This window comes from Streptomyces alfalfae (assembly GCF_004127445.1).
Lineage (GTDB): Bacteria > Actinomycetota > Actinomycetes > Streptomycetales > Streptomycetaceae > Streptomyces > Streptomyces alfalfae.
In genome coordinates this window covers 284,680-309,975 of record NZ_QEXM01000041.1, presented here as the reverse complement: position 1 = coordinate 309,975, position 25,296 = coordinate 284,680, and the positions used below count along the sequence as shown (strand labels likewise).

The following is a 25,296-nucleotide window of genomic DNA, read 5'->3' as shown; positions in this document are numbered from 1 at the left end:
ACGCTCAGCCGTCCGAGGAATCACCGGATGATTCGGGCGGTCCGGAAGCGTCGTCGCCGCCCTCGTCCTCGCCCTCCGCGCCCTGGCCGGGGCGCTGGGTCGGCTTGGGCTTCGGCGGGCGGGTGCGGTCGCTGGGGGCGTCGCGCAGATAGGCCGCGCCCTCACCGTCCGTCGCGTGCGTGCCGCCCTGCCCGGGGCCGCCGTCGCGACGCCGCAGATAGCGCTCGAACTCGCGGGCGATGGCCTCGCCCGACGCCTCCGGGAGCTCGGCGGTGTCCCGCGCCTCCTCCAGGGACTGCACGTACTCCGCGACCTCGCTGTCCTCGGCGGCCAGTTGGTCCACGCCGAGCTGCCAGGCGCGGGCGTCCTCGGTCAGCTCGCCCAGCGGGATGCGCAGGCCGATCAGGTCCTCCAGGCGGTTGAGCAGCGCGAGCGTGGCCTTCGGGTTCGGCGGCTGCGAGACGTAGTGCGGGACGGCGGCCCAGAGGCTGACGGCCGGGACGCCCGCGTGCGTGCACGCCTCCTGGAGGATGCCGACGATGCCCGTCGGGCCCTCGTACTTCGTCTCCTCCAGGGCCATGGTGCGCGCCAGGTCGGGGTCGGACGTCACGCCGCTGACCGGGACGGGCCGGGTGTGCGGGGTGTCGCCGAGCAGCGCGCCCATGATCACCACGAGCTCCACGCCCAGTTCGTGCGCGAAGCCGAGGATCTCGTTGCAGAACGACCGCCAGCGCATCGACGGTTCGATGCCCCGGACCAGGACGAGGTCACGGGGCTTGTCGCCGCCCACGCGGACCACGGAGAGCCGGGTCGTCGGCCAGGTGACCTTGCGGACACCGTCGTCGAGCCAGACGGTCGGGCGGTTGACCTGGAAGTCGTAGTAGTCCTCGGCGTCCAGCGCCGCGAAGACCTCGCCCTTCCACTCCTTGTCGAGATGCGCGACCGCGGCGGAGGCGGCGTCGCCGGCGTCGTTCCAGCCCTCGAACGCGGCCACCATGACCGGGTCGACCAGCTCGGGAACCCCCTCGAGCTCGATCACCCAGGCCTCCTTCCGATGTTCCCTTGCGTACGCCACAACCTTACGGCTTCGGCGGGCGCCCGACGCAGCCCCCTCGTGTGGGGGAGTGCGTGATCACTGCCCACGCGCGGCGGCGGGAAACAGCCGGTTCGCACGGGCCGGAACGGGCGCCGCCGCCCGGGGCCGCGCGCCGGTGTCACAGCGTGGAGCGCAGCCACTGCTCGACGCTCGCGATGTGCGCCGTCGCCCACGACCGGGCCGCCTCCGCGTCGCGGTCGCGCAGCGCCGTGAGGATCGCGCGGTGTTCGCGCAGCGTGCGGCTGACGGCGTCCTTCTGGGTCAGGCCGCGCCAGACGCGGGCCCGCGTCGTCGGCCCGGAGAGCCCGTCGAGCAGGGAGCACAGCACGGAGTTGCCGGAGGCCTTGACGATGCCGCGGTGGAACTCCAGGTCGCAGGCGACCAGCTCCTCCACGGAAGGGGCGCTGCCCAGGGCGTCCAACTGGTCGCTCAGCTCGTCCAGTTCGTCCTCGGTGATGTGCGCGCAGGCCATGGCGGTGGCCGCGGGTTCGAGGATGCGGCGCACCGCGAGGAACTCGAGCACCGTGTCGTCGCGGTGGAAGTCCACGACGAAGCTCAGGGCCTCGAGGAGGAGTTGCGGGTCGAGGCTGGTGACGTAGGTGCCGTCGCCCTGGCGCACGTCGAGGATGCGGATGAGCGAGAGGGCGCGGACCGCCTCGCGCAGGGAGTTGCGCGACAGGCCGAGGTCGGCGGCGAGTTCGCTCTCCTTGGGCAGCCGGTCCCCGGGGCGCAGGGCGCCCGAGACGATCATTCCCTTGATCTTCTCGATGGCCTCGTCGGTGACAGCCATGGGGACCTCGCCTCAACAGTCAAAAGGGCCGGATCAGACATCCGATGTATCAGGCGATTATGGCCCTCACGACCGCCGTGGCGCACGGGAGTTCAGCCGAAGCGCTCGATCCTGATCCGGTCCACGGGCTGGCCGCCCTCCACCAGGAGGCGCGAGGCGTGCTCGGCGAACCCGTTGGAGCCGCAGACGTACGCCTCCCAGCCGCCCTCGGGCCGCCCCGCCCCCAGGAACGGCGCCAGATGGCCCGCGTTCAGCCGCCCCTCGGCGCGGGTCAGGACGACGGTGGTCTCCTCGCCGTACTCGTCGGCGTAGATCAGGTCCTCGCGCGTGCGGGCCGAGACGACGAGGCGCAGCGGCAGGGCGAGCCCCGCGCGGCGGTGGTGGCGCACCATCGACATCAGCGGCACGACACCGGAACCGGCCCCGAGCAGCAGCGCGGGCCGGTCGCCGGGCCAGGCGAAGAAGCCGGACAGCGGGCCGCGCACCTCCACGGTGTCACCGACCCGGGCGACCTCGTGCAGGTGCCCCGACACCTCGCCGTCGATCACATGGTCGAGGGTCAGCTCGATCTCGCCGCTGTCGTCCGGCGCGGAGGCGATGGAGTAGTGCCGCTGGGCGACGTAGCCGTCCGCCGCCGTGAGCCGCAGCATCAGGTGCTGCCCCGGCAGATGGCCCTCCCACTCGGGCACCTTGAGCCGGAACGTCGACGCGCGCGGGGTCTCCCCGCGGACGCCCGTGATCAGCGCCCGCTGCCACAGGCTCGCGGCACGCTCGCTCACGGCGATCCGGCCGGGCACGGCGAAACGCGTCGGCGGCACGAAGCCCGCCGCCCCTCGCGGAGAACCGTTCTCGTCGTACGGGATGTCAGTCACCTGCGTAACGCTCCTCGGCCCACGGGTCGCCCCGGTGGTGATAGCCGTTCTGCTCCCAGAAGCCCGGCTCGTCGTGGTCCAGGAGCCGCAGCCCCGCGATCCACTTGGCGCTCTTCCAGAAGTACAGGTGCGGGACGATCAGCCGGGCCGGGCCCCCGTGCTCCGGCGGCAGCGGCTCGTCCCCGTACTCCCAGACGATCCACGCCCTGCCGCCCGTGACGTCGGCGAGCGGCAGGTTGCTGGTGTACCCGGTGTGGGAGTACGCGACGACGTGGGACGCTTCGGGCAGCGGGCGGACGGCGGCGAGGAAGCTGTCCAGGCTCACCCCGCCGAAGCGCACCCCGAACTTCGACCAGCTCGTCACGCAGTGGATGTCGCCCCGGTACTCCGCCGCGGGCAGCGCGTGCGCCTCGTCCCAGCCCCAGGTGCGCGGCTCGGCCACGAGACCGTCCACGCGGAACGTCCAGTCGGCGGCGGCCAGGTGCGGCGTCACCTCGGCGGAGAGGACGGGCCAGCCGTCCCGGGCGTCGTACTGGCCGGGCGGCAGGCGCGGGTCGCGGTCGGCGGCGCGGGCGCGGCCGGTGAAGCCGCGGGTGGGTTCGTACTCGACGCCGGGGGTCATGCCGTGCTCGCCTCCTGGTGGGCGCCCGCGACGGCGGTCAGCTCCCGCAGGACGGCGCTCTCGTCGAGGGTGCGCAGAACGCGGTCCCGCATCAGCACGCGCCCGTCCACCACAGTGTCCCGCACGTCACCGGCCGCCGCGGCGTACGCCAGCGTCGACCACGGGTCGTGCCGGGGCGCGAGGTGCGGGCGGCCGAGGTCGACGACGATCAGGTCGGCCCGCTTGCCCGTCTCCAGGGACCCGAGCCGGTCGCCGAGGCCGAGCGCCCGCGCCGCCTCGATGGTGGCCATCCGCACGGCCTGCTCGGCGCCGACCGCCGTGGGGTCGCCGCCCGCCTTGTGCACCAGCGCGGCCATCTTCACCGCGCCGAGCACGTCGAGGGTGTTGGAGCTCACGGCGCCGTCCGTGCCGAGGCCGACCGTGACGCCCGCCGCGAGCAGGTCGGGCACGCGCGCGATGCCGCAGCCCAGCTTCAGGTTCGACACCGGGCAGTGCGCGACGGCCGTGCCCGTGCGGGCCAGCGTCGCGATCTCCGCGTCGGTGAGGTCGACGGCGTGCGCGAGCAGCGTGTCGGGGCCGAGCACGCCGAGTGAGTCGAGCAGCTCCACCGGGCGCATGCCATGCTGTTCGACGACCGTGGCCACCTCGCCCGCGTTCTCGGACGCGTGCAGGTGCAGCAGCGCGCCGTGCTCCCCGGCCAGCGCGGCGATCTCGGTGAGCTGCTCGGGGCCCAGCGTGTACGCGGAGTGCGCGAAGACCACGGGCCGGGTGCCCGCGACCGGGTCGCGGTCCTTCAGGTACGCGCTCGCCCAGGCCATCCGCTCGGCGTAGGGGCGTCCGTCGGGCGGTCCCGGCACGTCCATGAACGTGGGCCCGCTCAGCAGCCGCCATCCGGCCTCCCGCGCCACGGCGTCGGCCGCCTCGTGGAACCAGTACATGTCGAGGGCCGCCGTGACCCCGCCGCGCACCGACTCGGCGATGGCGCCCCGCAGCGCGGTCGCCACCGTCCCGGGGGAGAGGACCTCGGCCTCGCGCGGGATGACGCGGGCCAGGAAGCCCTGGAGGGTCAGGTCGTCGGCGATGCCGCGCAGCAGGTTCATCGCGAGGTGCGTGTGCGTGTTGATCAGACCCGGCAGCACCAGACAGCCCCGGGCGTCGATCTCCCGCGCGGCGTCGTACGTGGCGCGCAGCCGCTCGGCGGGGCCGACCTCCACGATCCGTCCGGCGCGCACGGCCACCGCGCCGTCCGGCACGGCGGTGCCCGCGGCGTCGACGGTCAGGACGTCGCCGCCGTGCACCAGCAGGTCGAGATCCCTGGAGCCGCCGCGGTCCTGGGCCGGCAGGTCAGTGTGGGGCATCGATTCCGCTTCTCCCTGGTCGCTACGGTCGCCGCGCTCGTCCGGTGCCCTGGGCCGGGACCAGGAGGCGCAGCGCGTCCAAGGCTACGCGGGCGCCCCGGTCGACCCCGGCGGCGACCACGTCGCGGTGCGGGTCGTAGCCGCCGGAGGAGAGCGGAGCCTCGTCGTCGACCAGCTCGTCCGCGTTCGCGCCGTCCACCACCAGCGCGCCGCCCGCGGTCAGGCCGTGCGTGGAGGCGAAGACGTACAGCGCCGAGAGCTCCATCTCGATGGCCGCGACGCCCGCCCGCGCGTACGCCTCGCCGGGCAGCGGCAGGAAGCCGGGCTGGAACGCGGCCCGCGTCCACACCACCCCCCGGTGGTAGGGGGCGTCGGCCGCCCGCGCGGCCCGCTGGAGCGCGATGACCGCCTCCGGAGCGGCGAACGCCGGGTACTCCGCGGGGATGAGCTGCCGGCTCACGCCGTCGTCGCGCACCGCCGCGTCCGCGATGACCAGGTCGCCGTCGCGGATGCCTGCCCTGATGGCGCCCGCCGTGCCGAGCCGCACGAAGGTGTGGACGCCGGCCGCGGCCAGCTCCTGGAAGAGCAGCAGGGCGCCGGGCGCGCCGACGCCGTGCGAGGAGACGACGACGGGGGTGCCCTGCCAGTCGCCGGTGAAGGTGCGGTACTCGCGGTGGTACGACACCTCCTTCGCGTCGGCGAGGAGCGCGGCGACGGCCTCGGCGCGGCCGGGGTCACCGACCACGACCGCCCGGGCGGGCAGCCCGGTGCGCGGCACGCGGGTGATGGGCTGGGCCCCGGAGGGCGACGGCACGGAAGAAGTCACGCCGGCGATCGTACGCAGCCCCGGGCACGGGTAAGGGGCGGCCCCCCATGGGAACCGCCCCTTACCCGGCCGCTTCAGGTGAGCCGCTGCGTGCTCAGGCCTTCTTGCCCAGCAGGTCCTCGACCTTGCCGCGCACGTCGTCCGTGGCCAGGCCCCGGATCGTCAGCGTGGTGCGGCGGCGCAGCACGTCGTCCGCCGTCTCGGCCCACTCGTTGTCGCGGGCGTAGACGACCTGCGCCCAGATCTCCGGGGCGTCCGGGTGGACGCGCTCGGCGAGCTCCGGGTTCTCGTTCGCCAGGCGGGCGATGTCGAAGGAGAGCGAGCCGTAGTGCGTCGCCAGGTGCTTGGCGGTGTCGGCGGCCATGCGCGGGCCGGGGGCCGGGCCGTCCACCAGGAGGCGGTGGGCGACGGCGCGCGGGTTGGCGATGCCGGGCAGCGGCAGCTTCTTCGGCAGCTCCGAGATCGGCTCGTAGTCGTCGCCGAGCGGGTGGCCCGGCAGCGACTCCAGCTTCTTCATCACCGTACGGCCGATGTGGCGGAAGGTGGTCCACTTGCCGCCCGCGACCGACAGCATGCCGCCGGGGCCCTCGGTGACGACCGTCTCGCGCTTGGCCTTGGAGGTGTCGCCGGGGCCGCCGGGCAGCACCCGCAGACCCGCGAACGAGTACGTGATCAGGTCGCGCGACAGCTGCTGGTCGCGGATGGAGAACGCGGCCTCGTCCAGGATCTGGGCGGTGTCGGCCTCGGTGACGCCGACGTCCGCCGGGTCGCCCTCGAACTCCTCGTCGGTCGTGCCGAGCAGCAGCATGTCCTCCCAGGGGAGGGCGAAGGTGATGCGGTACTTGTCGATCGGCGTGGCCAGCGCGGCCTTCCAGGGGGCGGTGCGCTTGAGGACCAGGTGCGCGCCCTTGGAGAGGCGGATGGAGGGCGCCGCGTTCGGGTTCTCCATCTTGCGCAGGTGGTCGACCCACGGGCCGGTGGCGTTCAGGACGAGCCGCGCGTCGACGCCGAACTCGTCGCCGCTCATGCGGTCCTTCAGCTCCGCGCCCGTGACCCGGCCCTTGGTGAAGCGCAGCCCGGTGACCTCGGCGTGGTTGAGGACGGCGGCGCCGGCCTCGACGGCCGCGCGGACCGTCATCAGGGCCATGCGGGAGTCGTTCATCTGGTCGTCGCCGTAGACGGCGACGGCCTTCAGGTTGTCGGTGCGCAGCTCCGGCACGTCCTGCGCGGCCTTCGACGGCGAGAGCAGGTGCCCGACGCCGTCACCGAACGCGGAGAGCGCGCTGTAGGCGAACACGCCCGCGCCGAGCTTGGCGGCGCCGTGCGGGCCGCCCTTGTAGACCGGCAGGTAGAAGGTGAGCGGGTTCGCCAGGTGGGGGGCGACCTGACGGGAGACCGCACGGCGCTCGAAGTGGTTCTCCGCCACCAGCTTCACCGCGCCGGTCTGCAGGTAGCGCAGGCCGCCGTGGAGCAGCTTGGAGGAGGCGGAGGAGGTGGCGCCGGCGAAGTCGCCGGCGTCCACCAGGGCCACCCGCAGTCCCGACTGCGCGGCATGCCAGGCGGTGGAGATGCCCAGGATTCCGCCGCCGATCACCAGGAGGTCGTACGTCGCCTTGGAAAGCTGCTCCCGGGTCTCGGCGCGGCTCGGGTTGAGGCCGCCAGCCGGATGCGTCCCGAGGGCAGGGACGCTCTGCAGGGTGGTCATTGTGTTACTCCTCGCCACTCTCGTCGAGCCAACCCATGGACCGCTCGACGGCCTTGAGCCAGCTCTTGTACTCACGGTCGCGGGTTCCCGCGTCCATGTGGGGGGTCCACTCCGCGGCCCGCCGCCAGTTGGCGCGCAGCTCGTCGGTCGAGGACCAGAAGCCGACGGCGAGGCCGGCGGCGTAGGCGGCGCCGAGGCAGGTCGTCTCGGCCACCATCGGGCGCACCACGGGCGCGTCGAGGAAGTCCGAGATGGTCTGCATCAGCAGGTTGTTGGAGGTCATGCCGCCGTCGACCTTGAGGGCCGCGAGTTCGACGCCGGAGTCCTTCGTCATGGCGTCGGTGATCTCACGGGTCTGCCAGGCCGTGGCCTCCAGGACGGCGCGCGCGATGTGCGCCTTGGTGACGTACCGCGTCAGACCGGCGATCACACCGCGGGCGTCGGAGCGCCAGTACGGGGCGAACAGGCCGGAGAAGGCCGGTACGAAGTAGGCGCCGCCGTTGTCCTCGACCGACGACGCGAGCGTCTCGATCTCGGCGGCGGAGTTGATCAGGCCCATCTGGTCCCGCATCCACTGCACCAGCGAACCGGTGACGGCGATGGAGCCCTCCAGGGCGTAGACCGGCTTCTGGTCGCCGATCTGGTAGCCGACCGTGGTCAGCAGGCCCGAGTAGGAGTTGATGGCCTTGTCACCGGTGTTCAGCAGCATGAAGGTGCCGGTGCCGTAGGTGGACTTGGCCTCGCCCTCCTCGAAGCAGGTCTGGCCGAAGAGGGCCGCCTGCTGGTCGCCGAGCGCGGAGGCGACGGGGATGCCGCCGAGCAGGTCGCCCAGCTTGCCGCCGGTGACCTCGCCGTAGACCTCGGCGGAGGAGCGGATCTCGGGGAGCATCGCTGTGGGGACGCCGATGGACTCGCAGATCCGCGCGTCCCACTCCATCTTGTGGAGGTTCATCAGCATGGTGCGGGAGGCGTTGGTGACGTCGGTGACGTGCCTGCCGCCGTTCACACCGCCCGTGAGGTTCCAGATGACCCACGAGTCCATGGTGCCGAAGAGGATGTCGCCGGCCTCGGCGCGCTCGCGGAGACCCTCGACGTTGTCGAGCAGCCAGCGGGCCTTCGGCCCCGCGAAGTAGGAGGCCAGCGGCAGGCCGGTCTCGCGGCGGAAGCGGTCCTGGCCGACGTTGCGCCCGAGCTCCTTGCAGAGCGCGTCGGTGCGGGTGTCCTGCCAGACGATGGCGTTGTGGACCGGCTCGCCGGTGTTCTTGTCCCACAGCAGCGTGGTCTCACGCTGATTGGTGATGCCGATCGCCTTGATGTCGTCGCGGGTGATGCCGGCCTTGGAGACGGCTCCGGCCACGACCTCCTCGACGTTCGTCCAGATCTCGGTCGCGTCGTGCTCGACCCAGCCCGGCTTCGGGAAGATCTGCTCGTGCTCCTTCTGGTCGACGGCGACGATCCGGCCGTCCTTGTCGAAGACGATGCAGCGGCTAGAGGTGGTGCCCTGGTCGATGGCCGCGATGAAGGGGCCTGCGGTGTGTGCGTCGGTCACGGTGTGCTCCAGAAGTTCTTTGCTGTCGGTCTCGGCGTCTGTGCCGGTCATCGGTCGCTGTCGCGGGTCTACTTGAACGCGACGTTGTAGAGACCGCCGGCGATGGCGCCGCCGATCAGCGGGCCGACGACCGGGACCCAGGCGTACGACCAGTCCGAGCTGCCCTTGTTCGGCAGCGGGAGCAGGGAGTGCACGATGCGCGGACCGAGGTCGCGGACGGGGTTGATCGCGTAGCCCGTGGGGCCGCCGAGCGAGAGGCCGATGCCGACCACCACGAAGGCGGTGATCAGGCCGCCGAGGACGCCGAGGCCGTTGCCGCCGTCGTTCAGGCCCTGGGTCAGGATGGCGAGGACCAGGACGACGGTGGCGATGACCTCCGTGAGCACGTTCTGGACGTAGTTGCGGATCTCGGGGCCGGTCGAGAAGATGCCGAGGACCGGGCCCGCCGCGGGGGCGGCCTTCTGGTCGACCATGCCCTCCTCGACGGGCTGCGCCGCGAGGATCTCGGGGTCGGTCAGGTGGGCCTTGAACTGGCCCAGGTACGTGACCCACACCAGTACGGCGCCGATCATCGCGCCGAGGAGCTGCGAGGCCAGGTAGAGCGGAACGTCGCTCCACTTGGTGCCGCCCTCGACGGCGAGGCCGAGCGTGACCGCCGGGTTGAGGTGGGCGCCGGAGACGCCGCCCGCGAGGTAGGCGCCGGTCAGTACGGCGAAGCCCCACCCGAAGGTGATGGCGACCCATCCGGCGTCCTTGGCCTTCGAGCGCTTGAGCGTGACGGCGGCGCACACGCCACCGCCCAGCAGGATGAGCACGGCGGTACCGATGGTCTCGCCGATGAAGATGTCGGAGCTGGACACCCGCGACTCCTTTGTCCTTCGTCCAGGGGAAGGCGAACCCCGGGTCCCTCCGGTGGTCCGCGACCTCATGTGAGGTCGTTGCCGGCCCTTGGCCTTGCCCCACTCTAACGCGTAATGCCGGTAGGTGTTCGACAATGCCGACCGATGGACGCGAGTCTCGCTCCGGGGTTACTCGCTCGTCAAGAGTTCTGTTATTGAAAACACGATCGTTATTGATCGTTTCGACCTATCGGTTACGGCAGGTGGGGGCAGGGGGTGATCGGTCCATCGATGGTCGCCCGGAGCCGGGGCCCGCGCACGTCGGCGCGACGGAGCGCGACGGAGGGCGGCCGTGCGGACCGGACGCGCGGACCCGCGTGGTGGACGCGCGGACCGGCGCGGCGGGTGCGGGGAGCGGCGGCGTCCGGCGCTCAGAAGCGTCCGGCGCCCAGGTCCCTGGAGACGGCGCGCGCGCAGTCGCGCACGGCGGCGATCAGCTCGGGGCGCAGCTCCCCCTCCCGGCAGACCCGCTCCACGGCGCCGGTCACGCCGACCGCGCCGACCGGCATGCGGCGCCGGTCGTGAATGGGGGCCGCGACGGAGGCGATGCCCTCCCAGGTCTCCTCGACGTCGGCGGCGTACCCGCGCGCGCGGGTGAGGTCGAGGACGCCCTCGAACCCCTCGGCGTCGGTCACCGTACGGGCCGTGAGCGGGCGGCGCTCGGCCTCCAGGGCCTCGTTGTGCGCGACCGGGTCGTAGGCCGAGATCACCTTGCCGAGGGCGGTGGAGTGCAGCGGCTGCATGGCCCCGACCTCAAGGACCTGGCGGCTGTCGTCGGGCCGGAAGACGTGGTGGACGATGAGGACGCCCTGCTGGTGCAGCACGCCCAGATGGACGCTCTCGCCGCTGGAGCGGGCCAGGTCGTCGGTCCACACCAGGGCGCGGGCCCGCAGCTCGTGCACGTCCAGGTAGCTGTTGCCGAGACGCAGCAGTTCGGCGCCGAGCTGGTAGCGGCCCGACGCGGGGTCCTGCTCGACGAAGCCCTCGGCCTGGAGGGTGCGCAGGATGCCGTGGGCCGTGCCCTTGGCGAGGTCGAGCGAGGAGGCGATCTCCGAGAGTCCGAGCCGTCGCTCGCCGCCCGCGAGCAGCCGCAGCATGGCCGCGGCCCGTTCGAGCGACTGGATGTTGCGTGCCATCGCAGCCTCTACCTCCGATCCCCAACACCAAAACTCGCCGTTCGGCAATGCTGAACACTATCGGTCGTTGTCGACCTCTCGCTAATGCCCGGACAGCCTGTGTTGCCCCCCTTTCCCCCCTCAGAGACCACTTCACGCCGCGGCAGGCCCGCCCGTCCGCCCCGTGGACGCCTTCCCCGCGCGGCGGAGGTCCCGGCTACCCTGGCCGGGTGCACCTTCCAGCAGAAGGCGCAAAGCCGACAGCCGTCGCACTCCAGGGAGCTCCTCAATGGCCTCGTCGCCTACCCCGTCGTCACACCCCACCACCGTTCCGCCCGAGAGCAGGACCCGGTCCGACGCCCTCCGCGAGGCCCTCGCCACCCGCGTGGTCGTGGCCGACGGCGCGATGGGCACGATGCTCCAGGCGCAGGACCCCACCCTTGAGGACTTCCAGAACCTCGAGGGCTGCAACGAAGTCCTGAACGTCACCCGCCCCGACATCGTGCGCTCCGTGCACGAGGAGTACTTCGCCGTCGGCGTCGACTGCGTGGAGACCAACACGTTCGGCGCGAACTTCGCCGCCCTGAGCGAGTACGACATCCCCGAGCGCAACTTCGAGCTCTCCGAGGCCGGCGCCCGCATCGCCCGCGAGGTCGCCGACGAGTACACGGCCTCCACCGGACAGCAGCGCTGGGTCCTCGGCTCGATGGGCCCCGGCACCAAGCTGCCCACCCTCGGCCACGCCCCGTACGGCGTCCTGCGCGACGCCTACCAGACCAACGCCGAGGGCATGATCGCCGGCGGCGCCGACGCGCTCCTGGTGGAGACCACCCAGGACCTCCTGCAGACCAAGGCGGCCATCCTCGGCGCCCGCCGCGCCCTGGACGCCACCGGCGCCACCCTGCCGCTGATCTGCTCGGTCACCGTCGAGACCACCGGCACGATGCTCCTCGGCTCCGAGATCGGCGCCGCCCTGACGGCCCTGGAGCCGCTCGGCATCGACATGATCGGCCTGAACTGCGCGACCGGCCCCGCCGAGATGAGCGAGCACCTGCGCTACCTCGCCCGCCACTCGCGCGTGCCGATCTCCTGCATGCCCAACGCGGGCCTGCCGGTCCTCGGCAAGGACGGGGCCCACTACCCCCTGACGGCCGCCGAGCTGGCCGACGCCCAGGAGACCTTCGTACGCGACTACGGCCTCTCCCTGGTCGGCGGCTGCTGCGGCACCACGCCCGAGCACCTGCGCCAGGTCGTCGAGCGCGTCCGCGGCGTCGCGACGGCCCCCCGCGAGCCGCGCCCCGAGCCCGGCGCCGCCTCGCTGTACCAGAGCGTGCCGTTCCGCCAGGACACCTCCTACCTCGCGATCGGCGAGCGCACGAACGCCAACGGCAGCAAGAAGTTCCGCGAGGCCATGCTGGAGGGCCGCTGGGACGACTGCGTGGAGATGGCGCGCGACCAGATCCGCGAGGGCGCGCACATGCTCGACCTGTGCGTGGACTACGTGGGCCGCGACGGCGTGAAGGACATGGAGGAGCTGGCGGGCCGCTTCGCGACCGCCTCCACCCTGCCCATCGTCCTGGACTCCACCGAGCTGCCCGTCCTCCGCGCCGGCCTGGAGAAGCTGGGCGGACGCGCGGTCATCAACTCCGTCAACTACGAGGACGGCGACGGCCCCGAGTCCCGCTTCACCAAGGTCACCGCGCTGGCCAAGGAGCACGGCGCCGCCCTGATCGCGCTGACCATCGACGAGGAGGGCCAGGCCCGCACCGCCGAGCACAAGGTCGCCATCGCCGAGCGCATCATCGACGACCTCACCGGCAACTGGGGCATCCACGAGTCGGACATCCTCATCGACACCCTGACCTTCACCATCTGCACCGGTCAGGAGGAGTCCCGCAAGGACGGCATCGCCACCATCGAGGCGATCCGCGAGCTGAAGAAGCGCCACCCGGACGTGCAGACCACGCTGGGCCTGTCGAACATCTCCTTCGGCCTCAACCCGGCCGCCCGCGTCCTGCTCAATTCCGTCTTCCTCGACGAGTGCGTCAAGGCGGGCCTGGACTCCGCGATCGTGCACGCCTCGAAGATCCTGCCCATCGCGCGCTTCGACGACGAGCAGGTCACCGTCGCCCGCGACCTCATCTACGACCGCCGCGCCGAGGGCTACGACCCGCTGCAGAAGCTCATGGAGCTCTTCGAGGGCGTCTCCACCAAGTCGATGAAGGCGGGCAAGGCCGAGGAACTCCTCGCCCTGCCGCTCGACGAGCGCCTCCAGCGCCGCATCATCGACGGCGAGAAGAACGGCCTGGAGGCCGACCTCGACGAGGCCCTGCGGGACACCCCGGCCCTGGACATCGTCAACAACACCCTCCTGGAGGGCATGAAGGTCGTCGGCGAGCTGTTCGGCTCCGGGCAGATGCAGCTGCCCTTCGTGCTCCAGTCCGCCGAGGTCATGAAGACGGCCGTGGCCCACCTGGAGCCGCACATGGAGAAGGTCGAGGGCGCCGAGGGCAAGGGCACCATCGTCCTGGCCACCGTCCGCGGCGACGTCCACGACATCGGCAAGAACCTCGTCGACATCATCCTGTCCAACAACGGCTACAACGTCGTCAACCTCGGCATCAAGCAGCCCGTCGCCGCGATCCTGGAGGCCGCCGAGGAGCACCGCGCCGACGTGATCGGCATGTCGGGCCTCCTGGTCAAGTCCACCGTGATCATGAAGGAGAACCTGGAGGAGCTGAACCAGCGCGGCATGTCCGCCGACTTCCCGGTGATCCTGGGCGGCGCCGCCCTGACCCGCGCCTACGTCGAGCAGGACCTGCACGAGATCTACGAGGGCGAGGTCCGCTACGCCCGCGACGCCTTCGAGGGCCTGCGCCTGATGGACGCCCTCATCGCCGTCAAGCGCGGCGTGCCCGGCGCCACCTTGCCCGAGCTCAAGCAGCGCCGCGTGCCCACGAGCGCCACGGCCGCGGTCCTGGAGGCCGACGTGGAGGAGGGCCCCGCCCGCTCCGACGTCGCCACCGACAATCCCGTGCCCACCCCGCCCTTCTGGGGCACCCGCGTCGTCAAGGGCATCCAGCTCAAGGAGTACGCCTCCTGGCTCGACGAGGGCGCACTCTTCAAGGGCCAATGGGGCCTGAAGCAGGCGCGGACCGGCGACGGACCCTCGTACGAGGAACTGGTCGAGAGCGAGGGACGGCCCCGGCTGCGCGGCTGGCTGGACGAGCTGCACACCAAGAACATGCTGGAGGCGGCCGTCGTGCACGGCTACTTCCCGTGCGTCTCCAAGGGCGACGACCTGATCATCCTCAACGAGGACGGCTCGGAGCGCACGCGCTTCACCTTCCCGCGCCAGCGCCGCGGCCGCCGCCTGTGCCTCGCGGACTTCTTCCGCCCCGAGGAGTTCGGCGAGACCGACGTCGTCGGCCTCCAGGTCGTCACCGTCGGATCGAGGATCGGCGAGGCCACCGCCGAGCTGTTCGCCGCCGACTCCTACCGCGACTACCTCGAACTGCACGGCCTGTCCGTGCAGTTGGCCGAGGCGCTCGCCGAGTACTGGCACGCGCGCGTGCGCGCCGAGCTCGGCTTCGGCGGCGAGGACCCCGCCGAGGTGGAGGACATGTTCGCCCTGAAGTACCGCGGCGCCCGCTTCTCGCTCGGCTACGGCGCCTGCCCGGACCTTGAGGACCGCGCCAAGATCGCCGACCTGCTGCGGCCGGAGCGGATCGGCGTCCACCTCTCCGAGGAGTTCCAGCTCCACCCGGAGCAGTCCACGGACGCCATCGTCATCCACCACCCCGAGGCGAAGTACTTCAACGCGCGCTGATTTCGCGGTCGGTCGTACACTGGTCGGTCCAGTGCGGGCCGGTCGCCCTGCCGTACAGGCGGGCGACCGGCCCTGTCGTCCCTCATGGAAGGTGTGGTCGCATGACCAGTACGGTTCCCGCGCTCGGCACCCGAACGGCCGAAGGGTCGGCGCTGCAGGCCGTCCTCCTCGACATGGACGGAACGCTCGTCGACACCGAGGGCTTCTGGTGGGACGCCGAGGTCGAGGTCTTCGCCCGCCTCGGGCACACGCTCGACGAGGCCTGGCGCGACGTCGTCGTCGGCGGGCCCATGACGCGCAGCGCGGGCTTCCTCATCGAGTCCACCGGCGCCGACATCACCGTCGGGGAACTCACCGTGCTGCTCAACGACAGCTTCGAGGACCGCATCAGCCGTTCGCTGCCGCTGATGCCGGGCGCCGCCCGGCTGCTCGGCGAACTCGCCGCGCACGATGTGCCGATGGCGCTCGTGTCCGCCTCGCACCGGCGCATCATCGACCGCGTCCTCGCCTCGATCGGCGCCCACCACTTCTCGCTGACCGTCGCCGGCGACGAGGTGCCCCGCACCAAGCCCCACCCCGACCCCTATCTGCTCGCGGCCTCGGGGCTCGGCGCCGAGCCCGCCCGGTGCGCCGTGATCGAGGACACCGCGACCGGAGTGGCCGCCGCGGAGGCCGCGGGCTGCCGCGTCGTGGCGGTGCCGTCGGTCGCGCCGATCCCCGCGGTCACGGGACGCACCGTCGTCCCGTCCCTGGAACACGTCAACCTGCCTTTCCTGCAAGGTCTCATGACCCTCTGACAGTTCCGATCCGAACCCCTCCCCGCGTGTGACGTTTCCCACTCGCACGGGGGTCGACAGTGGGGTCGGCGTATGCAGGGCCCCTCTCCGGCACCCCGGGGGGCGTGACGTTGTGTCCTGATTGGTGAGAGCGTGCACGAATCCTTCCGGTGTCGGGTTATCAGTGCGTCCACGCCCGGTTTCACTGCGTGATTGGCACCCGGCGACCACCCGCTCCGGGGCCCGACCGCCGCGGACTAATGTCGTCGCGAGAACATCGCCCCACCCCCCGTGCCCCTATCAACCCTCACCCCGCGTTGCGGGATTCACGGGATCCAAGAGCTCTGGAGAACGTCGAGCATGAACCGCAAGACTTTGGTGCTGCCGGCTGTCATAGGTCTGCTCGCCCCCGCTCTCGCCGCGTGTGGCGGCTCGGGCAGCGGAGACGGTGACGACGCGATCGCTGTCGGCACCACGGACGCGTTCGCCATCTCGAAGGAGGCGCCGGCGCCCTTCGACCCGGCGTACGCCTACGACGCCGGTTCCTGGAGCCTGCTGCGGCAGACCCTCCAGACGCTGATGGCCCTGCCGCGCGCCGGCGGCGACCCCCAGCCGGAGGCGGCCCAGCAGTGCGGCTTCACCGACACGGGCAACGAGCGCTACTCCTGCACCCTGCGCAAGGGCCTGAAGTTCTCCGACGGCGAGCCGCTGACCGCAGCCGACGTGAAGTTCTCCATCGAGCGGGTCCGCGACATCAAGATCAAGGACTCCAGCGGTGTCGACGCCCTGGTGTCGAACGTCGAGGAGATCGAGACGCAGGGCGACCGCGAGGTCGTCTTCCACCTCAAGGCCCCCGACGCGACGTTCCCGTACAAGCTGGCCACGCCCGCCGCGGGCATCATCAGCAAGGACGACTACCCCAAGAACAAGCTGCGTGACGGCTTCGAGATCTCCGGCTCCGGCCCGTACACCGCGGAGCAGGAGGTCGACGGCGACCGCCTGGTGAAGACGGTGTTCAGCAAGAACCCCCACTACAAGGGCGAGTTCAAGCCGCAGAGCGACAAGGTGGAGCTGCGCAGCTTCGCGGACACCAAGTCCATGGGCAAGGCGCTCGAGGACGGCGACATCGACGTGATGGCGCGCACCATGTCGCCCGAGCAGGTCGCCAAGCTCGACGGGTCCTCCGACAAGGAGATCGACCTGGTCGAGATGCAGGGTCTGGAGATCCGCTACCTCGCCTTCAACACCGAGGCCGCCCCTGCCAAGAGCAAGGCCGTCCGTCAGGCCATGGCGCAGGTCATCGACCGCGGCGCGCTGGCCTCCTCGGTGTACGGCGCGACGGCCGACCCGCTGTTCTCGCTGGTGCCGAGCACCATCACGGGCCACGCCAACTCGTTCTTCAACAAGTACGGCGACCCGAGCACGAGCAAGGCCCGCTCCCTGCTGAGCAAGGCGAACATCACCACTCCGGTGAAGATGACGCTGAACTACACCACCGACCACTACGGTCCGGCGACGAAGAAGGAGTTCGAGGTGCTCCAGAAGCAGCTCAACGACTCCGGTCTGTTCGATGTCTCGATCAAGGGAACGCCCTGGGGCACCTTCCGCCCGGCCGAGCGCGACGGCAAGTACGCCGTGTACGGCATGGGCTGGTTCCCCGACTTCCCCGACGCCGACAGCTTCGTGGCGCCCTTCCTCGACAAGGGCAACTTCCTCGGCTCGCCCTACCAGAACGACGAGATCATCGACCAGCTGATCCCGACCTCGCGCCGCGAGGCCGACCGTCTGGCCGCGTCCAAGAGCATCCGCAAGATCCAGGACATCGTCGCCGAGGACGTCCCCGTCCTGCCGCTCTGGCAGGGCAAGCAGTACATCGCCGCGCGGGACGACATCACCGGCGTCGAGTACGCCCTGAACTCCGCCTCCAGCCTCCAGCTCTGGGAGCTCGGCCGGGGCGTCAGCGAGTGACTCTCTGACGCGCCGCTTCCACGGCCCGAGGTGACGAAAGGCGGCCGCCCCTTCCGAGGGGCGACCGCCTTTCGTCGTCCGTGCGCGGCTACTGGTCGTCGTCCGTGCGCGGCTACTGGGCGCCGGGGCGCACCAGACCGCTCTCGTACGCGTACACCGCGGCCTGGACGCGGTCGCGCAGGCCCAGCTTGGTGAGCACATGGCCGACGTGCGTCTTCACGGTCGTCTCGCTCACGAAGAGGTCCGCCGCGATCTCCGCGTTCGACAGGCCGCGCGCCACCAGCTTCAGCACCTCGACCTCACGCTCGGTGAGCGTGTGCAGGGTGTCGGGCACCGGCTCCTCGCCGGAGGGCAGGTGCGCGGAGTACTTGTCGAGCAGGCGGCGCGTGATGCTCGGCGCGAGCATCGCCTCGCCCCCGGCGACCACGCGGATCGCCTGCACCAGCTCGTTCGCCGGGGCGTCCTTGAGCAGGAAGCCGCTGGCGCCGGCGCGCAGCGCCTCCACCACGTACTCGTCCAGGTCGAAGGTGGTCAGGACCAGGACCTTCGCCGGACCGTCCCGGCCGGGGCCGGTGATCTGCCGGGTCGCCTCGACGCCGTCCATCCGCGGCATGCGGATGTCCATGAGGACCACATCGGGCTGGAGCGCCCGCACCTGGTCAAGAGCCTGCAGGCCGTCTCCGGCCTCGCCGACGACCGCGATGTCCTGCTCGGCCTCCAGAATCATCCGGAAACCGGTGCGCAACAGCGGCTGGTCATCGACCAGTAGGACGCGGATGGCCACGTAACTCTCCTTAGCTAGCCCGGCCCCATTCTGCCCTGCTCGTCCTCTGCCGACTCGGGCGCCCTGAGAGGAAGCGGATACGGCGGGGGAGTCCCCCCGAATTCAGGGCATACCGCCTGGTGGTCGCACCAGCCGCACAATTTCGACGGCCGGGGGCGCCACTCGCCCGTCGCGGTCGCCCGCTCGATCGCCTCCCAGAGCGCCAGCAGCTTCCGCTCCACCCGCTCCAGGTCGGCCATCACCGGGTCGTACGTGATGACGTCGCCGCTGCCCAGATAGACGAGCTGGAGGCGGCGCGGGATCACGCCCTTCAGGCGCCACACCACCAGGGCGTAGAACTTCATCTGGAACAGCGCGCCCTCCGCGTACTCCGGGCGGGGGGCCTTGCCCGTCTTGTAGTCCACGATCCTGACGTCGCCCGAGGGGGCCACGTCGACGCGGTCGATGATGCCGCGCAGCCGCAGCCCCGAGGCCAGCTCGGCCTGCACGAACAGCTCGCGCTCGGCGGGCTCGAGGCGCGTCGGGTCCTCCAGGGTGAACCAGCGCTCGACCAGCTTCTCCGCGTCCGACAGCCAGCGCGCCATCCGCTCGCCGCGCGGATCGTCGGCGAACAGCTCGGTCAGCTCCGGTCTGCTCTCGCGCAGCTTGTCCCACTGGGCGGGGATCAGCGACTTGGCGCGCGGCGCCGTCCGCTCGCTCGCCGGCGCGTCGAAGAGGCGCTCCAGGACCGCGTGCACGAGGGTGCCCCGCGTCGCCGCCTCGCTGGGCTTCTCGGGCAGCTTGTCGATCACCCGGAAGCGATACAGCAAGGGGCACTGCATGAAGTCACCCGCGCGCGAGGGCGACAGGGACGCCGGGCGCACGGCCGCCGCGGCGTCCTCGGAGCTGGTTTCCATAGGGACAGACCCTACGACCCGCCACTGACAACGGCCGCATACCATCGACGACGAACCCTCTCGCCCTGCATGATCGTGTGGGCAACCACGCCATACCGGGCGAGGGACGCTTCCGAACGAGGGGACATCGTGGACGAACGCGGCGAGAGCGGCAGGCCGCAGTCCGACGGCGCCGGGGGCCCGCGCCCGAGTGGCACGGCGGGCTCCGCCGAGTCGCCGCGCCCGCTCGACGTGGCCGAGGAGCCCACACGTCCTCCGCGGGGTGCGGCGGACGCGCCCCCGGCCGCGGACCGGCAGCCTGAACCCCGGCCGGCCACCCCGCTCACCAAGACCCCGCGGGCACAGGGCCCTGCGGGGGACGCGACACCTGAGCGGAGCACCACGGAGCGGGAGGCCGCTGACCGGGACGCCACGGAGCCCCCGGCCGAGCCCGCAGCCACCGAGCCGGCAGCCCCTGCGCCGGGAGCCACCGAGGCCGGAGCGACCGAGCCGGCAGCCGCCGAGCCGGCAGCCCCTGAGCCGGGAGCGACCGAGCCGGGAGCCACCGAGGCCGGAGGGGCCGAGCCGGCAGCCCCTGCGCCGGGCGCCGCCGAGCCCCCGGCCGCCATGCCCGCAGCCGCCGGGCCGCGCGCCGCACAGCCGGCAGCCCCTGAGCCGGGAGCCACCGAGGCCGGAGGGACCGAGCCGGGTGCCACCGAGGCCCGCCCCGCCGGCCGGCCGCAGGCCCCCGGCGGCTCCGGGCCCACCGGGACCCGGCCCCCCGCGCCCGGAGCCCGAGGGCGGCGGACCGGGCCTCCCAAGGCGCAGAAGAGGGGACCCGGTGGCGGCCTGCTCATGGGCAGACCGTTCGGCGTGCCGGTGTACGTCGCGCCCAGCTGGTTCCTCGTCGCCGCCCTCATCACCTGGGTCTTCGGCGGCCAGCTCGACCGCGTCCTGCCGGAGCTCGGCGGCGCCCGCTACCTGGTGTCGCTCTTCTTCGCCGTCGCCTTCTACGCCTCCGTGCTCGTCCACGAACTGGCCCACACCGTCGCGGCCCTCCGCTTCAAGCTGCCGGTGCGCCGCATCCAGCTCCAGTTCTTCGGCGGCGTCTCGGAGATCGAGAAGGAGTCGGAGACCCCCGGCCGGGAGTTCGTCCTCGCCTTCGTGGGACCGCTGCTCTCCCTCGTGCTCGCCGGTGTCTTCTACGCCGGCATGCGCGCAGTCGAGCCCGGCACCGTCCCCGGCGTCCTGCTCGCCGGGCTGATGATCTCCAACCTCATCGTCGCCGTCTTCAACCTCCTGCCCGGCCTGCCGCTGGACGGCGGCCGCATGCTCCGCGCCGTCGTCTGGAAGATCACCGGCAAGCCGATGAGCGGCACCATCGCCGCCGCCTGGGTGGGCCGCGCGCTCGCCGTCTCCGTGCTGATCGGCCTGCCCCTGCTCAACCAGTCCGGGGCGCTGGGCGGCGACCCCCAGGAGATCGGCGGCATGAACACCGTCACCGACGCCCTGCTCGCCGCGATCCTCGCCGCCATCATCTGGACCGGCGCGGGGAACAGCCTGCGCATGGCCCGTCTGCGCGAACACCTGCCCGAGCTGCGCGCCCGCACCCTCACCCGCCGCGCGGTGCCCGTCGAGTCCGGCACCCCCCTCTCCGAAGCGCTGCGCCGCGCCAACGACGCGGGCGCCCGCGCCCTGGTCGTGGTCGACCCCGACGGCGACCCCACGGCCGTGGTGCGCGAGGCGGCCATCGTCTCCGTGCCCCAGCACCGCCGCCCCTGGGTCACGGTCAGCGGCCTCGCCCAGGACCTCACCGAGGGGATGCGCGTCTCCGCGGAGCTGGCGGGGGAGGAGCTGCTCGACACGCTCAGGGCCACGCCCGCCACCGAGTACCTGGTGGTCGAGGACTCCGGCGAGATCTACGGCGTCCTCTCCGCGGCCGACGTGGAGCGCGCCTTCGTCAAGGCGATGGCCCGGCCCTCCTAGCCCTGGCCCTCCCAGATCCCGGCGCGGCCGGGCCGGGGGCCCCGGTGGCCGCCGCCGTGGTCGGCGGTGTCCGCCGCGGCCGGTAGGCTGGTCACATGTCCGAACCGACCGGTGCCGCCCGCCGTCGCGGGCCCTTCAAGGTCGGGGACCAGGTCCAGCTCACCGACCCCAAGGGACGCCACTACACGTTCACGCTCGAGGCCGGGAAGAATTTCCACACCCACAAGGGTTCCTTCCCCCACGACGAGCTGATCGGCGCTCCCGAGGGCAGTGTTGTCCGTACCACGGGGAACGTCGCCTACCTGGCGCTGCGCCCCCTGCTCCCCGACTACGTCCTGTCCATGCCCCGCGGCGCCGCCGTGGTCTACCCCAAGGACGCGGGGCAGATCCTGGCCTTCGCCGACATCTTCCCCGGCGCGCGCGTCGTCGAGGCGGGCGTGGGCTCGGGCTCACTGAGCAGCTTCCTGCTCCGGGCCATCGGCGACCAGGGGATGCTGCACTCGTACGAGCGCCGTGAGGACTTCGCGGACATCGCCCGGCAGAACGTGGAGCGCTACTTCGGCGCCCCCCACCCCGCCTGGCAGCTCACCGTGGGCGACCTCCAGGACAACCTCAGCGACACCGAGGTCGACCGGGTCATCCTCGACATGCTCGCCCCCTGGGAGTGCCTGGAGGCCGTCTCCAAGGCGCTCGTCCCCGGCGGCATCCTCTGCTGCTACGTGGCGACCACCACCCAGCTCGCGCGGACCGTGGAGTCCATCCGCGAGATCGGCGGCTTCAACGAGCCGACCGCCTGGGAGTCGATGATCCGCAACTGGCACATCGAGGGCCTGGCCGTCCGTCCCGACCACCGCATGATCGGTCACACCGGCTTCCTGCTCACCGCCCGCCGCCTCGCGGACGGCGTCGAGCCCCCCATGCGCCGCCGCCGCCCCGCCAAGGGCGCGTACGGCGAGGACTACTCCGGACCCAACGCGGACGGCGGCACCCCGCGCTGACCCGCGCGCCGCACCCCGCCCAATGAGCAGGCGCCGCCGCCGAGTTCCCTGACCGACCAGGGAACTCGGCGGCGGCGCCGTTTCGTTGGAGGGGGACCGGCCGGCACGGGAGGCCGCGCGGCGAAAACCGTCCGGGTACCCCCGGACCCCGGTGTTCCACGTCACTGTGACGTATGGCACGATGCTGGCCACCTCCCCCACCGGCACAGCCCTCACAGGAGACACTTCCTCGTGCAGCACCCCGCCGTCCCGGAACTGGCACACACCGCCGCCCGCCCCGTCCACTGGCTGGCCACCGCGGCCGCCCTGGCCGCCGTCGTCGCGGGCTCCGCCGTCCTCCAGCCCGACGCCGCCACCGCCGCCCAGACGGGTCCCGAGACCCGCCCCAGAGCCGCCGCGGGCGTCGCCGCCCCGGCGCCCGACCCCGCGTCCGTGGACTTCCCGCTCGACTGCGGCACGGTGCGGCCCGTCGTGAAGACGAAGGCCTCCGGCGACCTGGACGGCGACGGCCGGGCCGAGACCGTGGCCGTCGTGCACTGCCGCGCCGGTTCGGGCACCCCGCCCGACGGGGTCTACGTGCTCACCCGCCCCGGCACGGGGAAGCCCCGCGTGGTCGCGACGCTCGTCGACCCCGAGGACCGGCTCAACGCCACCGGCCTCGCCGTCCGCGAGGGAGCGGTCACCGCGACCCTGCTCGGGTACTCCTCGCTGGACGCCCCCCGCTGCTGCCCCGACCGAAAGGAAGCGGCCAAGTGGCAGTGGAAGGACGGCGCGTTCGCACGGGCGACGCAGGCCGGAGCGCGCAGCGTCTGACTGACGGGGCCCGCCTCACCGGGGCGGGCCGATCACTCCGCGTCGGGGCCGTAGACCTCGGTCCCGTCCGAGACCCGGCGCACGTGGATGCAGTCGCCCGGGCATTCCTTCGCCGAGTCCGCGACATCGCGCAGGAGCGGCAGCGGCACCGGCGTCGTGGCTCCGGGGGTCTGGAGCAGCTCGTCGTCGCCGCTCTTGACGTAGGCCAGCCCGTCGATGTCCAGTTCGAAGACCTCGGGGGCGTACTGGGCGCAGATGCCGTCCCCGGTACAGAGGTCCTGGTCGATCCAGACCTCCAGCAGATCGTGGCCCTCACTGCCGGTCTCGGCCTCGTGCCGCACGGTCATCTCTCCTGCCGGTAGCTGCGCCGAGCGGCCCGACCACTCGGTAAGTCGGGCCAGCTCTGACGGGTGTTGAACACTTCGACGATACAACCGCCCGCTTTCCGATGTTGTTGGGTGGGTATTCACCTGAGAGTGAGGGAGAGCGCAAGGGTGAAGATCGGACACACCCCCATCGTCTTTGTGATCTAGGGGTTTCAATCGACACCCACCCAGGTAGGGTCTGGAAGCGTCCAGCTCCCCTTGGAGGAGGTGAGGACCGTGGCAGCCCACGACGACGACATCAACCGCGGCATCCGGCCGGGACGAGGGTCTGAAGACCCTGCCGGTCAGGTTGCCTATCTCGAGCAGGAAATCGCCGTCCTGCGACGCAAGCTCGCCGACTCTCCGCGTCATACGAGGATTCTCGAAGAGCGGATCGTCGAGCTGCAGACCAACCTGGCCGGCGTCTCAGCACAGAACGAACGGCTCGCCAACACGCTCCGCGAGGCCCGCGACCAGATCGTGGCCCTCAAGGAGGAGGTCGACCGGCTCGCGCAGCCGCCGGCGGGCTTCGGGGTCTTCCTCGCGGCGAACGAGGACGGCACGGCGGACATCTTCACCGGGGGCCGCAAGCTCCGGGTGAACGTCAGCCCCAGCGTGGAGCTCGAAGAGCTCAGGCGTGGCCAGGAAGTGATGCTCAACGAAGCGCTCAACGTGGTCGAGGCCATGGAGTACGAGAGCGTCGGCGACATCGTCACCCTCAAGGAGATCCTGGAGGACGGCGACCGCGCCCTGGTGGTCGGACACACCGACGAAGAACGAGTGGTGCGGCTCGCCGAACCCCTCCTCGACGTCACCATCCGCCCGGGCGACGCCCTGCTGCTCGAACCCCGTTCCGGGTACGTCTACGAGGTCGTGCCGAAGAGCGAGGTCGAAGAGCTCGTCCTCGAAGAAGTCCCCGACATCAGCTACGAGAAGATCGGCGGCCTCGGCGGCCAGATCGAGATGATCCGGGACGCCGTCGAGCTCCCGTACCTCTATCCCGACCTTTTCAAGGAGCACGAACTGCGGCCGCCCAAGGGCGTGCTGCTGTACGGGCCCCCCGGCTGCGGCAAGACGCTGATCGCGAAGGCCGTCGCCAACTCGCTCGCCAAGAAGGTCGCCGAGGTGACCGGCCAGCCCGCGGGGAAGAGCTACTTCCTCAACATCAAGGGCCCGGAGCTCCTCAACAAGTACGTCGGTGAGACCGAGCGCCACATCCGCCTGGTCTTCCAGCGCGCACGGGAGAAGGCGAGCGAGGGCACCCCCGTCATCGTCTTCTTCGACGAGATGGAGTCGCTCTTCCGCACCCGTGGCTCCGGCGTCAGCTCGGACGTGGAGAACACCATCGTCCCGCAGCTCCTCGCCGAGATCGACGGTGTGGAGGGCCTGGAGAACGTCATCGTCATCGGCGCCTCCAACCGCGAGGACATGATCGACCCCGCGATCCTGCGCCCCGGACGACTCGACGTGAAGATCAAGATCGAGCGCCCGGACGCCGAGGCGGCGAAGGACATCTTCGCCAAGTACCTCACCGAACGGCTGCCGCTGCACGCCGACGACCTCGCCGAGCACAGCGCCGACCGGCGCGCCACGGTGCACGGCATGATCCAGTCCGTCGTCGAGCAGATGTACGCCGAATCCGAGGAGAACCGCTTCCTCGAGGTGACGTACGCCAACGGTGACAAGGAAGTCCTCTACTTCAAGGACTTCAACTCCGGCGCCATGATCGAGAACATCGTGGGCCGCGCCAAGAAGATGGCCATCAAGGCCTTCCTCGAAGCGAACCAGAAGGGCCTCCGGGTCGCTCATCTCCTGCAGGCGTGCATCGACGAGTTCAAGGAGAACGAGGACCTGCCCAACACCACCAACCCCGACGACTGGGCCAGGATCTCCGGAAAGAAGGGCGAGCGGATCGTGTACATCCGCACCCTCGTCACCGGAAAGCAGGGCGCGGACACGGGACGCTCCATCGACACGGTGGCCAACACCGGTCAGTACCTCTAGAACACAGGGCGGCTGCGGGTGTCCTTCACGGGTACCCGCGGCCGTCTGCTTTTCAATGAAGGCAAT

20 protein-coding genes are annotated in these 25,296 nt (G+C 71.5%); 7 read left to right on the top strand and 13 right to left on the bottom strand.

Annotated features, from left to right (window positions below):
- Positions 1 to 4 precede the first annotated feature (4 nt).
- From DCW30_RS20925 to DCW30_RS20880, 10 genes are all read right to left on the bottom strand, one after another.
- Positions 5 to 1,039 (bottom strand): PAC2 family protein, encoded by a 1,035-nt coding sequence (locus DCW30_RS20925; RefSeq protein WP_076687019.1) that lies wholly within the window; start codon positions 1,037 to 1,039, stop codon positions 5 to 7.
- A 175-nt stretch (positions 1,040 to 1,214) separates the two neighbouring features.
- A complete protein-coding gene (locus tag DCW30_RS20920; protein WP_076687020.1) occupies positions 1,215 to 1,886 on the bottom strand; it encodes a FadR/GntR family transcriptional regulator in 672 nt (223 codons plus the stop codon).
- A 92-nt stretch (positions 1,887 to 1,978) separates the two neighbouring features.
- Positions 1,979 to 2,749 carry a ferredoxin reductase gene (locus DCW30_RS20915; RefSeq protein ID WP_076689508.1) on the bottom strand — a complete coding sequence of 257 codons (771 nt, stop codon included), beginning with the start codon at positions 2,747 to 2,749 and terminating at the stop codon, positions 1,979 to 1,981.
- A 1-nt stretch (position 2,750) separates the two neighbouring features.
- Positions 2,751 to 3,380 (bottom strand): sulfite oxidase-like oxidoreductase, encoded by a 630-nt coding sequence (locus DCW30_RS20910; RefSeq protein ID WP_076687021.1) that lies wholly within the window; start codon positions 3,378 to 3,380, stop codon positions 2,751 to 2,753.
- A complete protein-coding gene (locus DCW30_RS20905; protein ID WP_076687022.1) occupies positions 3,377 to 4,738 on the bottom strand; it encodes an amidohydrolase in 1,362 nt (453 codons plus the stop codon). Before DCW30_RS20905 ends, DCW30_RS20910 begins: the two co-directional genes overlap by 4 nt.
- 22 nt (positions 4,739 to 4,760) lie before the next feature.
- A complete protein-coding gene (locus tag DCW30_RS20900; protein WP_076687023.1) occupies positions 4,761 to 5,564 on the bottom strand; it encodes a nucleoside phosphorylase in 804 nt (267 codons plus the stop codon).
- Positions 5,565 to 5,658: 94 nt separating this feature from the next.
- A complete protein-coding gene (locus DCW30_RS20895) occupies positions 5,659 to 7,269 on the bottom strand; it encodes a glycerol-3-phosphate dehydrogenase/oxidase (protein ID WP_062780001.1) in 1,611 nt (536 codons plus the stop codon).
- A gap of 4 nt (positions 7,270 to 7,273) precedes the next feature.
- Positions 7,274 to 8,818, bottom strand: coding sequence for a glycerol kinase GlpK (gene glpK, locus DCW30_RS20890; RefSeq protein ID WP_062780080.1), 1,545 nt, complete (start codon positions 8,816 to 8,818; stop codon positions 7,274 to 7,276).
- Between the two features lie 68 nt (positions 8,819 to 8,886).
- On the bottom strand, positions 8,887 to 9,678 hold the full coding sequence (locus DCW30_RS20885) for an MIP/aquaporin family protein (RefSeq protein ID WP_076687024.1): 792 nt from the start codon (positions 9,676 to 9,678) through the stop codon (positions 8,887 to 8,889).
- A gap of 410 nt (positions 9,679 to 10,088) precedes the next feature.
- The gene (locus tag DCW30_RS20880; RefSeq protein ID WP_076687025.1) at positions 10,089 to 10,853 is read right to left on the bottom strand and encodes an IclR family transcriptional regulator; all 765 of its coding nucleotides are present in this window, start codon (positions 10,851 to 10,853) and stop codon (positions 10,089 to 10,091) included.
- A 268-nt stretch (positions 10,854 to 11,121) separates the two neighbouring features.
- On the opposite strand from DCW30_RS20880, the gene metH reads away from it, so the two are divergent.
- The 3 genes from metH (at position 11,122) to DCW30_RS20865 (ending at position 17,405) form a co-directional block, all read left to right on the top strand.
- The gene (gene metH / locus DCW30_RS20875; RefSeq protein ID WP_076687026.1) at positions 11,122 to 14,661 is read left to right on the top strand and encodes a methionine synthase; all 3,540 of its coding nucleotides are present in this window, start codon (positions 11,122 to 11,124) and stop codon (positions 14,659 to 14,661) included.
- Between the two features lie 101 nt (positions 14,662 to 14,762).
- Positions 14,763 to 15,458 carry an HAD family hydrolase gene (locus DCW30_RS20870; protein ID WP_062780010.1) on the top strand — a complete coding sequence of 232 codons (696 nt, stop codon included), beginning with the start codon at positions 14,763 to 14,765 and terminating at the stop codon, positions 15,456 to 15,458.
- A gap of 339 nt (positions 15,459 to 15,797) precedes the next feature.
- The gene (locus DCW30_RS20865; RefSeq protein WP_076687027.1) at positions 15,798 to 17,405 is read left to right on the top strand and encodes an ABC transporter substrate-binding protein; all 1,608 of its coding nucleotides are present in this window, start codon (positions 15,798 to 15,800) and stop codon (positions 17,403 to 17,405) included.
- Between the two features lie 112 nt (positions 17,406 to 17,517).
- Here DCW30_RS20865 and DCW30_RS20860 read toward each other — a convergent pair whose 3' ends face one another.
- Both DCW30_RS20860 and DCW30_RS20855 read right to left on the bottom strand, forming a co-directional pair.
- Complete coding sequence (locus DCW30_RS20860; RefSeq protein WP_062780015.1) at positions 17,518 to 18,189, bottom strand: response regulator; 672 nt, start codon at positions 18,187 to 18,189, stop codon at positions 17,518 to 17,520.
- A 14-nt stretch (positions 18,190 to 18,203) separates the two neighbouring features.
- A complete protein-coding gene (locus DCW30_RS20855; RefSeq protein ID WP_076687028.1) occupies positions 18,204 to 19,085 on the bottom strand; it encodes a RecB family exonuclease in 882 nt (293 codons plus the stop codon).
- Between the two features lie 834 nt (positions 19,086 to 19,919).
- Here DCW30_RS20855 and DCW30_RS38255 point away from each other — a divergent pair.
- The 3 genes from DCW30_RS38255 to DCW30_RS20840 all read left to right on the top strand — a co-directional run bounded on the left by DCW30_RS38255 (position 19,920) and on the right by DCW30_RS20840 (position 22,861).
- Positions 19,920 to 21,050 carry a site-2 protease family protein gene (locus DCW30_RS38255; protein ID WP_418347320.1) on the top strand — a complete coding sequence of 377 codons (1,131 nt, stop codon included), beginning with the start codon at positions 19,920 to 19,922 and terminating at the stop codon, positions 21,048 to 21,050.
- 95 nt (positions 21,051 to 21,145) lie between these two features.
- A complete protein-coding gene (locus tag DCW30_RS20845; protein WP_062780022.1) occupies positions 21,146 to 22,048 on the top strand; it encodes a tRNA (adenine-N1)-methyltransferase in 903 nt (300 codons plus the stop codon).
- 231 nt (positions 22,049 to 22,279) lie between these two features.
- Positions 22,280 to 22,861, top strand: coding sequence for a hypothetical protein (locus DCW30_RS20840; protein ID WP_076687029.1), 582 nt, complete (start codon positions 22,280 to 22,282; stop codon positions 22,859 to 22,861).
- A 32-nt stretch (positions 22,862 to 22,893) separates the two neighbouring features.
- On the opposite strand, the gene DCW30_RS20835 is transcribed toward DCW30_RS20840, so the two are convergent.
- A complete protein-coding gene (locus DCW30_RS20835; protein ID WP_062780027.1) occupies positions 22,894 to 23,208 on the bottom strand; it encodes a ferredoxin in 315 nt (104 codons plus the stop codon).
- A 255-nt stretch (positions 23,209 to 23,463) separates the two neighbouring features.
- Between DCW30_RS20835 and arc the strand changes: the two genes are divergently transcribed.
- Positions 23,464 to 25,230, top strand: coding sequence for a proteasome ATPase (gene arc / locus DCW30_RS20825; RefSeq protein ID WP_062780029.1), 1,767 nt, complete (start codon positions 23,464 to 23,466; stop codon positions 25,228 to 25,230).
- Positions 25,231 to 25,296 lie beyond the last annotated feature (66 nt).

Coding starts and splice junctions, on each gene's coding strand:
- DCW30_RS20920 (WP_076687020.1), bottom strand. CDS start 1,886: ATGGCTGTCACCGACGAGGCCATCGAGAAGATCAAGGGAATGATCGTC.
- DCW30_RS20910 (WP_076687021.1), bottom strand. CDS start 3,380: ATGACCCCCGGCGTCGAGTACGAACCCACCCGCGGCTTCACCGGCCGC.
- DCW30_RS20905 (WP_076687022.1), bottom strand. CDS start 4,738: ATGCCCCACACTGACCTGCCGGCCCAGGACCGCGGCGGCTCCAGGGAT.
- DCW30_RS20895 (WP_062780001.1), bottom strand. CDS start 7,269: ATGACCACCCTGCAGAGCGTCCCTGCCCTCGGGACGCATCCGGCTGGC.
- DCW30_RS20880 (WP_076687025.1), bottom strand. CDS start 10,853: ATGGCACGCAACATCCAGTCGCTCGAACGGGCCGCGGCCATGCTGCGG.
- metH (WP_076687026.1), top strand. CDS start 11,122: ATGGCCTCGTCGCCTACCCCGTCGTCACACCCCACCACCGTTCCGCCC.
- DCW30_RS20870 (WP_062780010.1), top strand. CDS start 14,763: ATGACCAGTACGGTTCCCGCGCTCGGCACCCGAACGGCCGAAGGGTCG.
- DCW30_RS20865 (WP_076687027.1), top strand. CDS start 15,798: ATGAACCGCAAGACTTTGGTGCTGCCGGCTGTCATAGGTCTGCTCGCC.
- DCW30_RS20855 (WP_076687028.1), bottom strand. CDS start 19,085: ATGGAAACCAGCTCCGAGGACGCCGCGGCGGCCGTGCGCCCGGCGTCC.
- DCW30_RS38255 (WP_418347320.1), top strand. CDS start 19,920: ATGGGCAGACCGTTCGGCGTGCCGGTGTACGTCGCGCCCAGCTGGTTC.
- DCW30_RS20845 (WP_062780022.1), top strand. CDS start 21,146: ATGTCCGAACCGACCGGTGCCGCCCGCCGTCGCGGGCCCTTCAAGGTC.
- DCW30_RS20835 (WP_062780027.1), bottom strand. CDS start 23,208: ATGACCGTGCGGCACGAGGCCGAGACCGGCAGTGAGGGCCACGATCTG.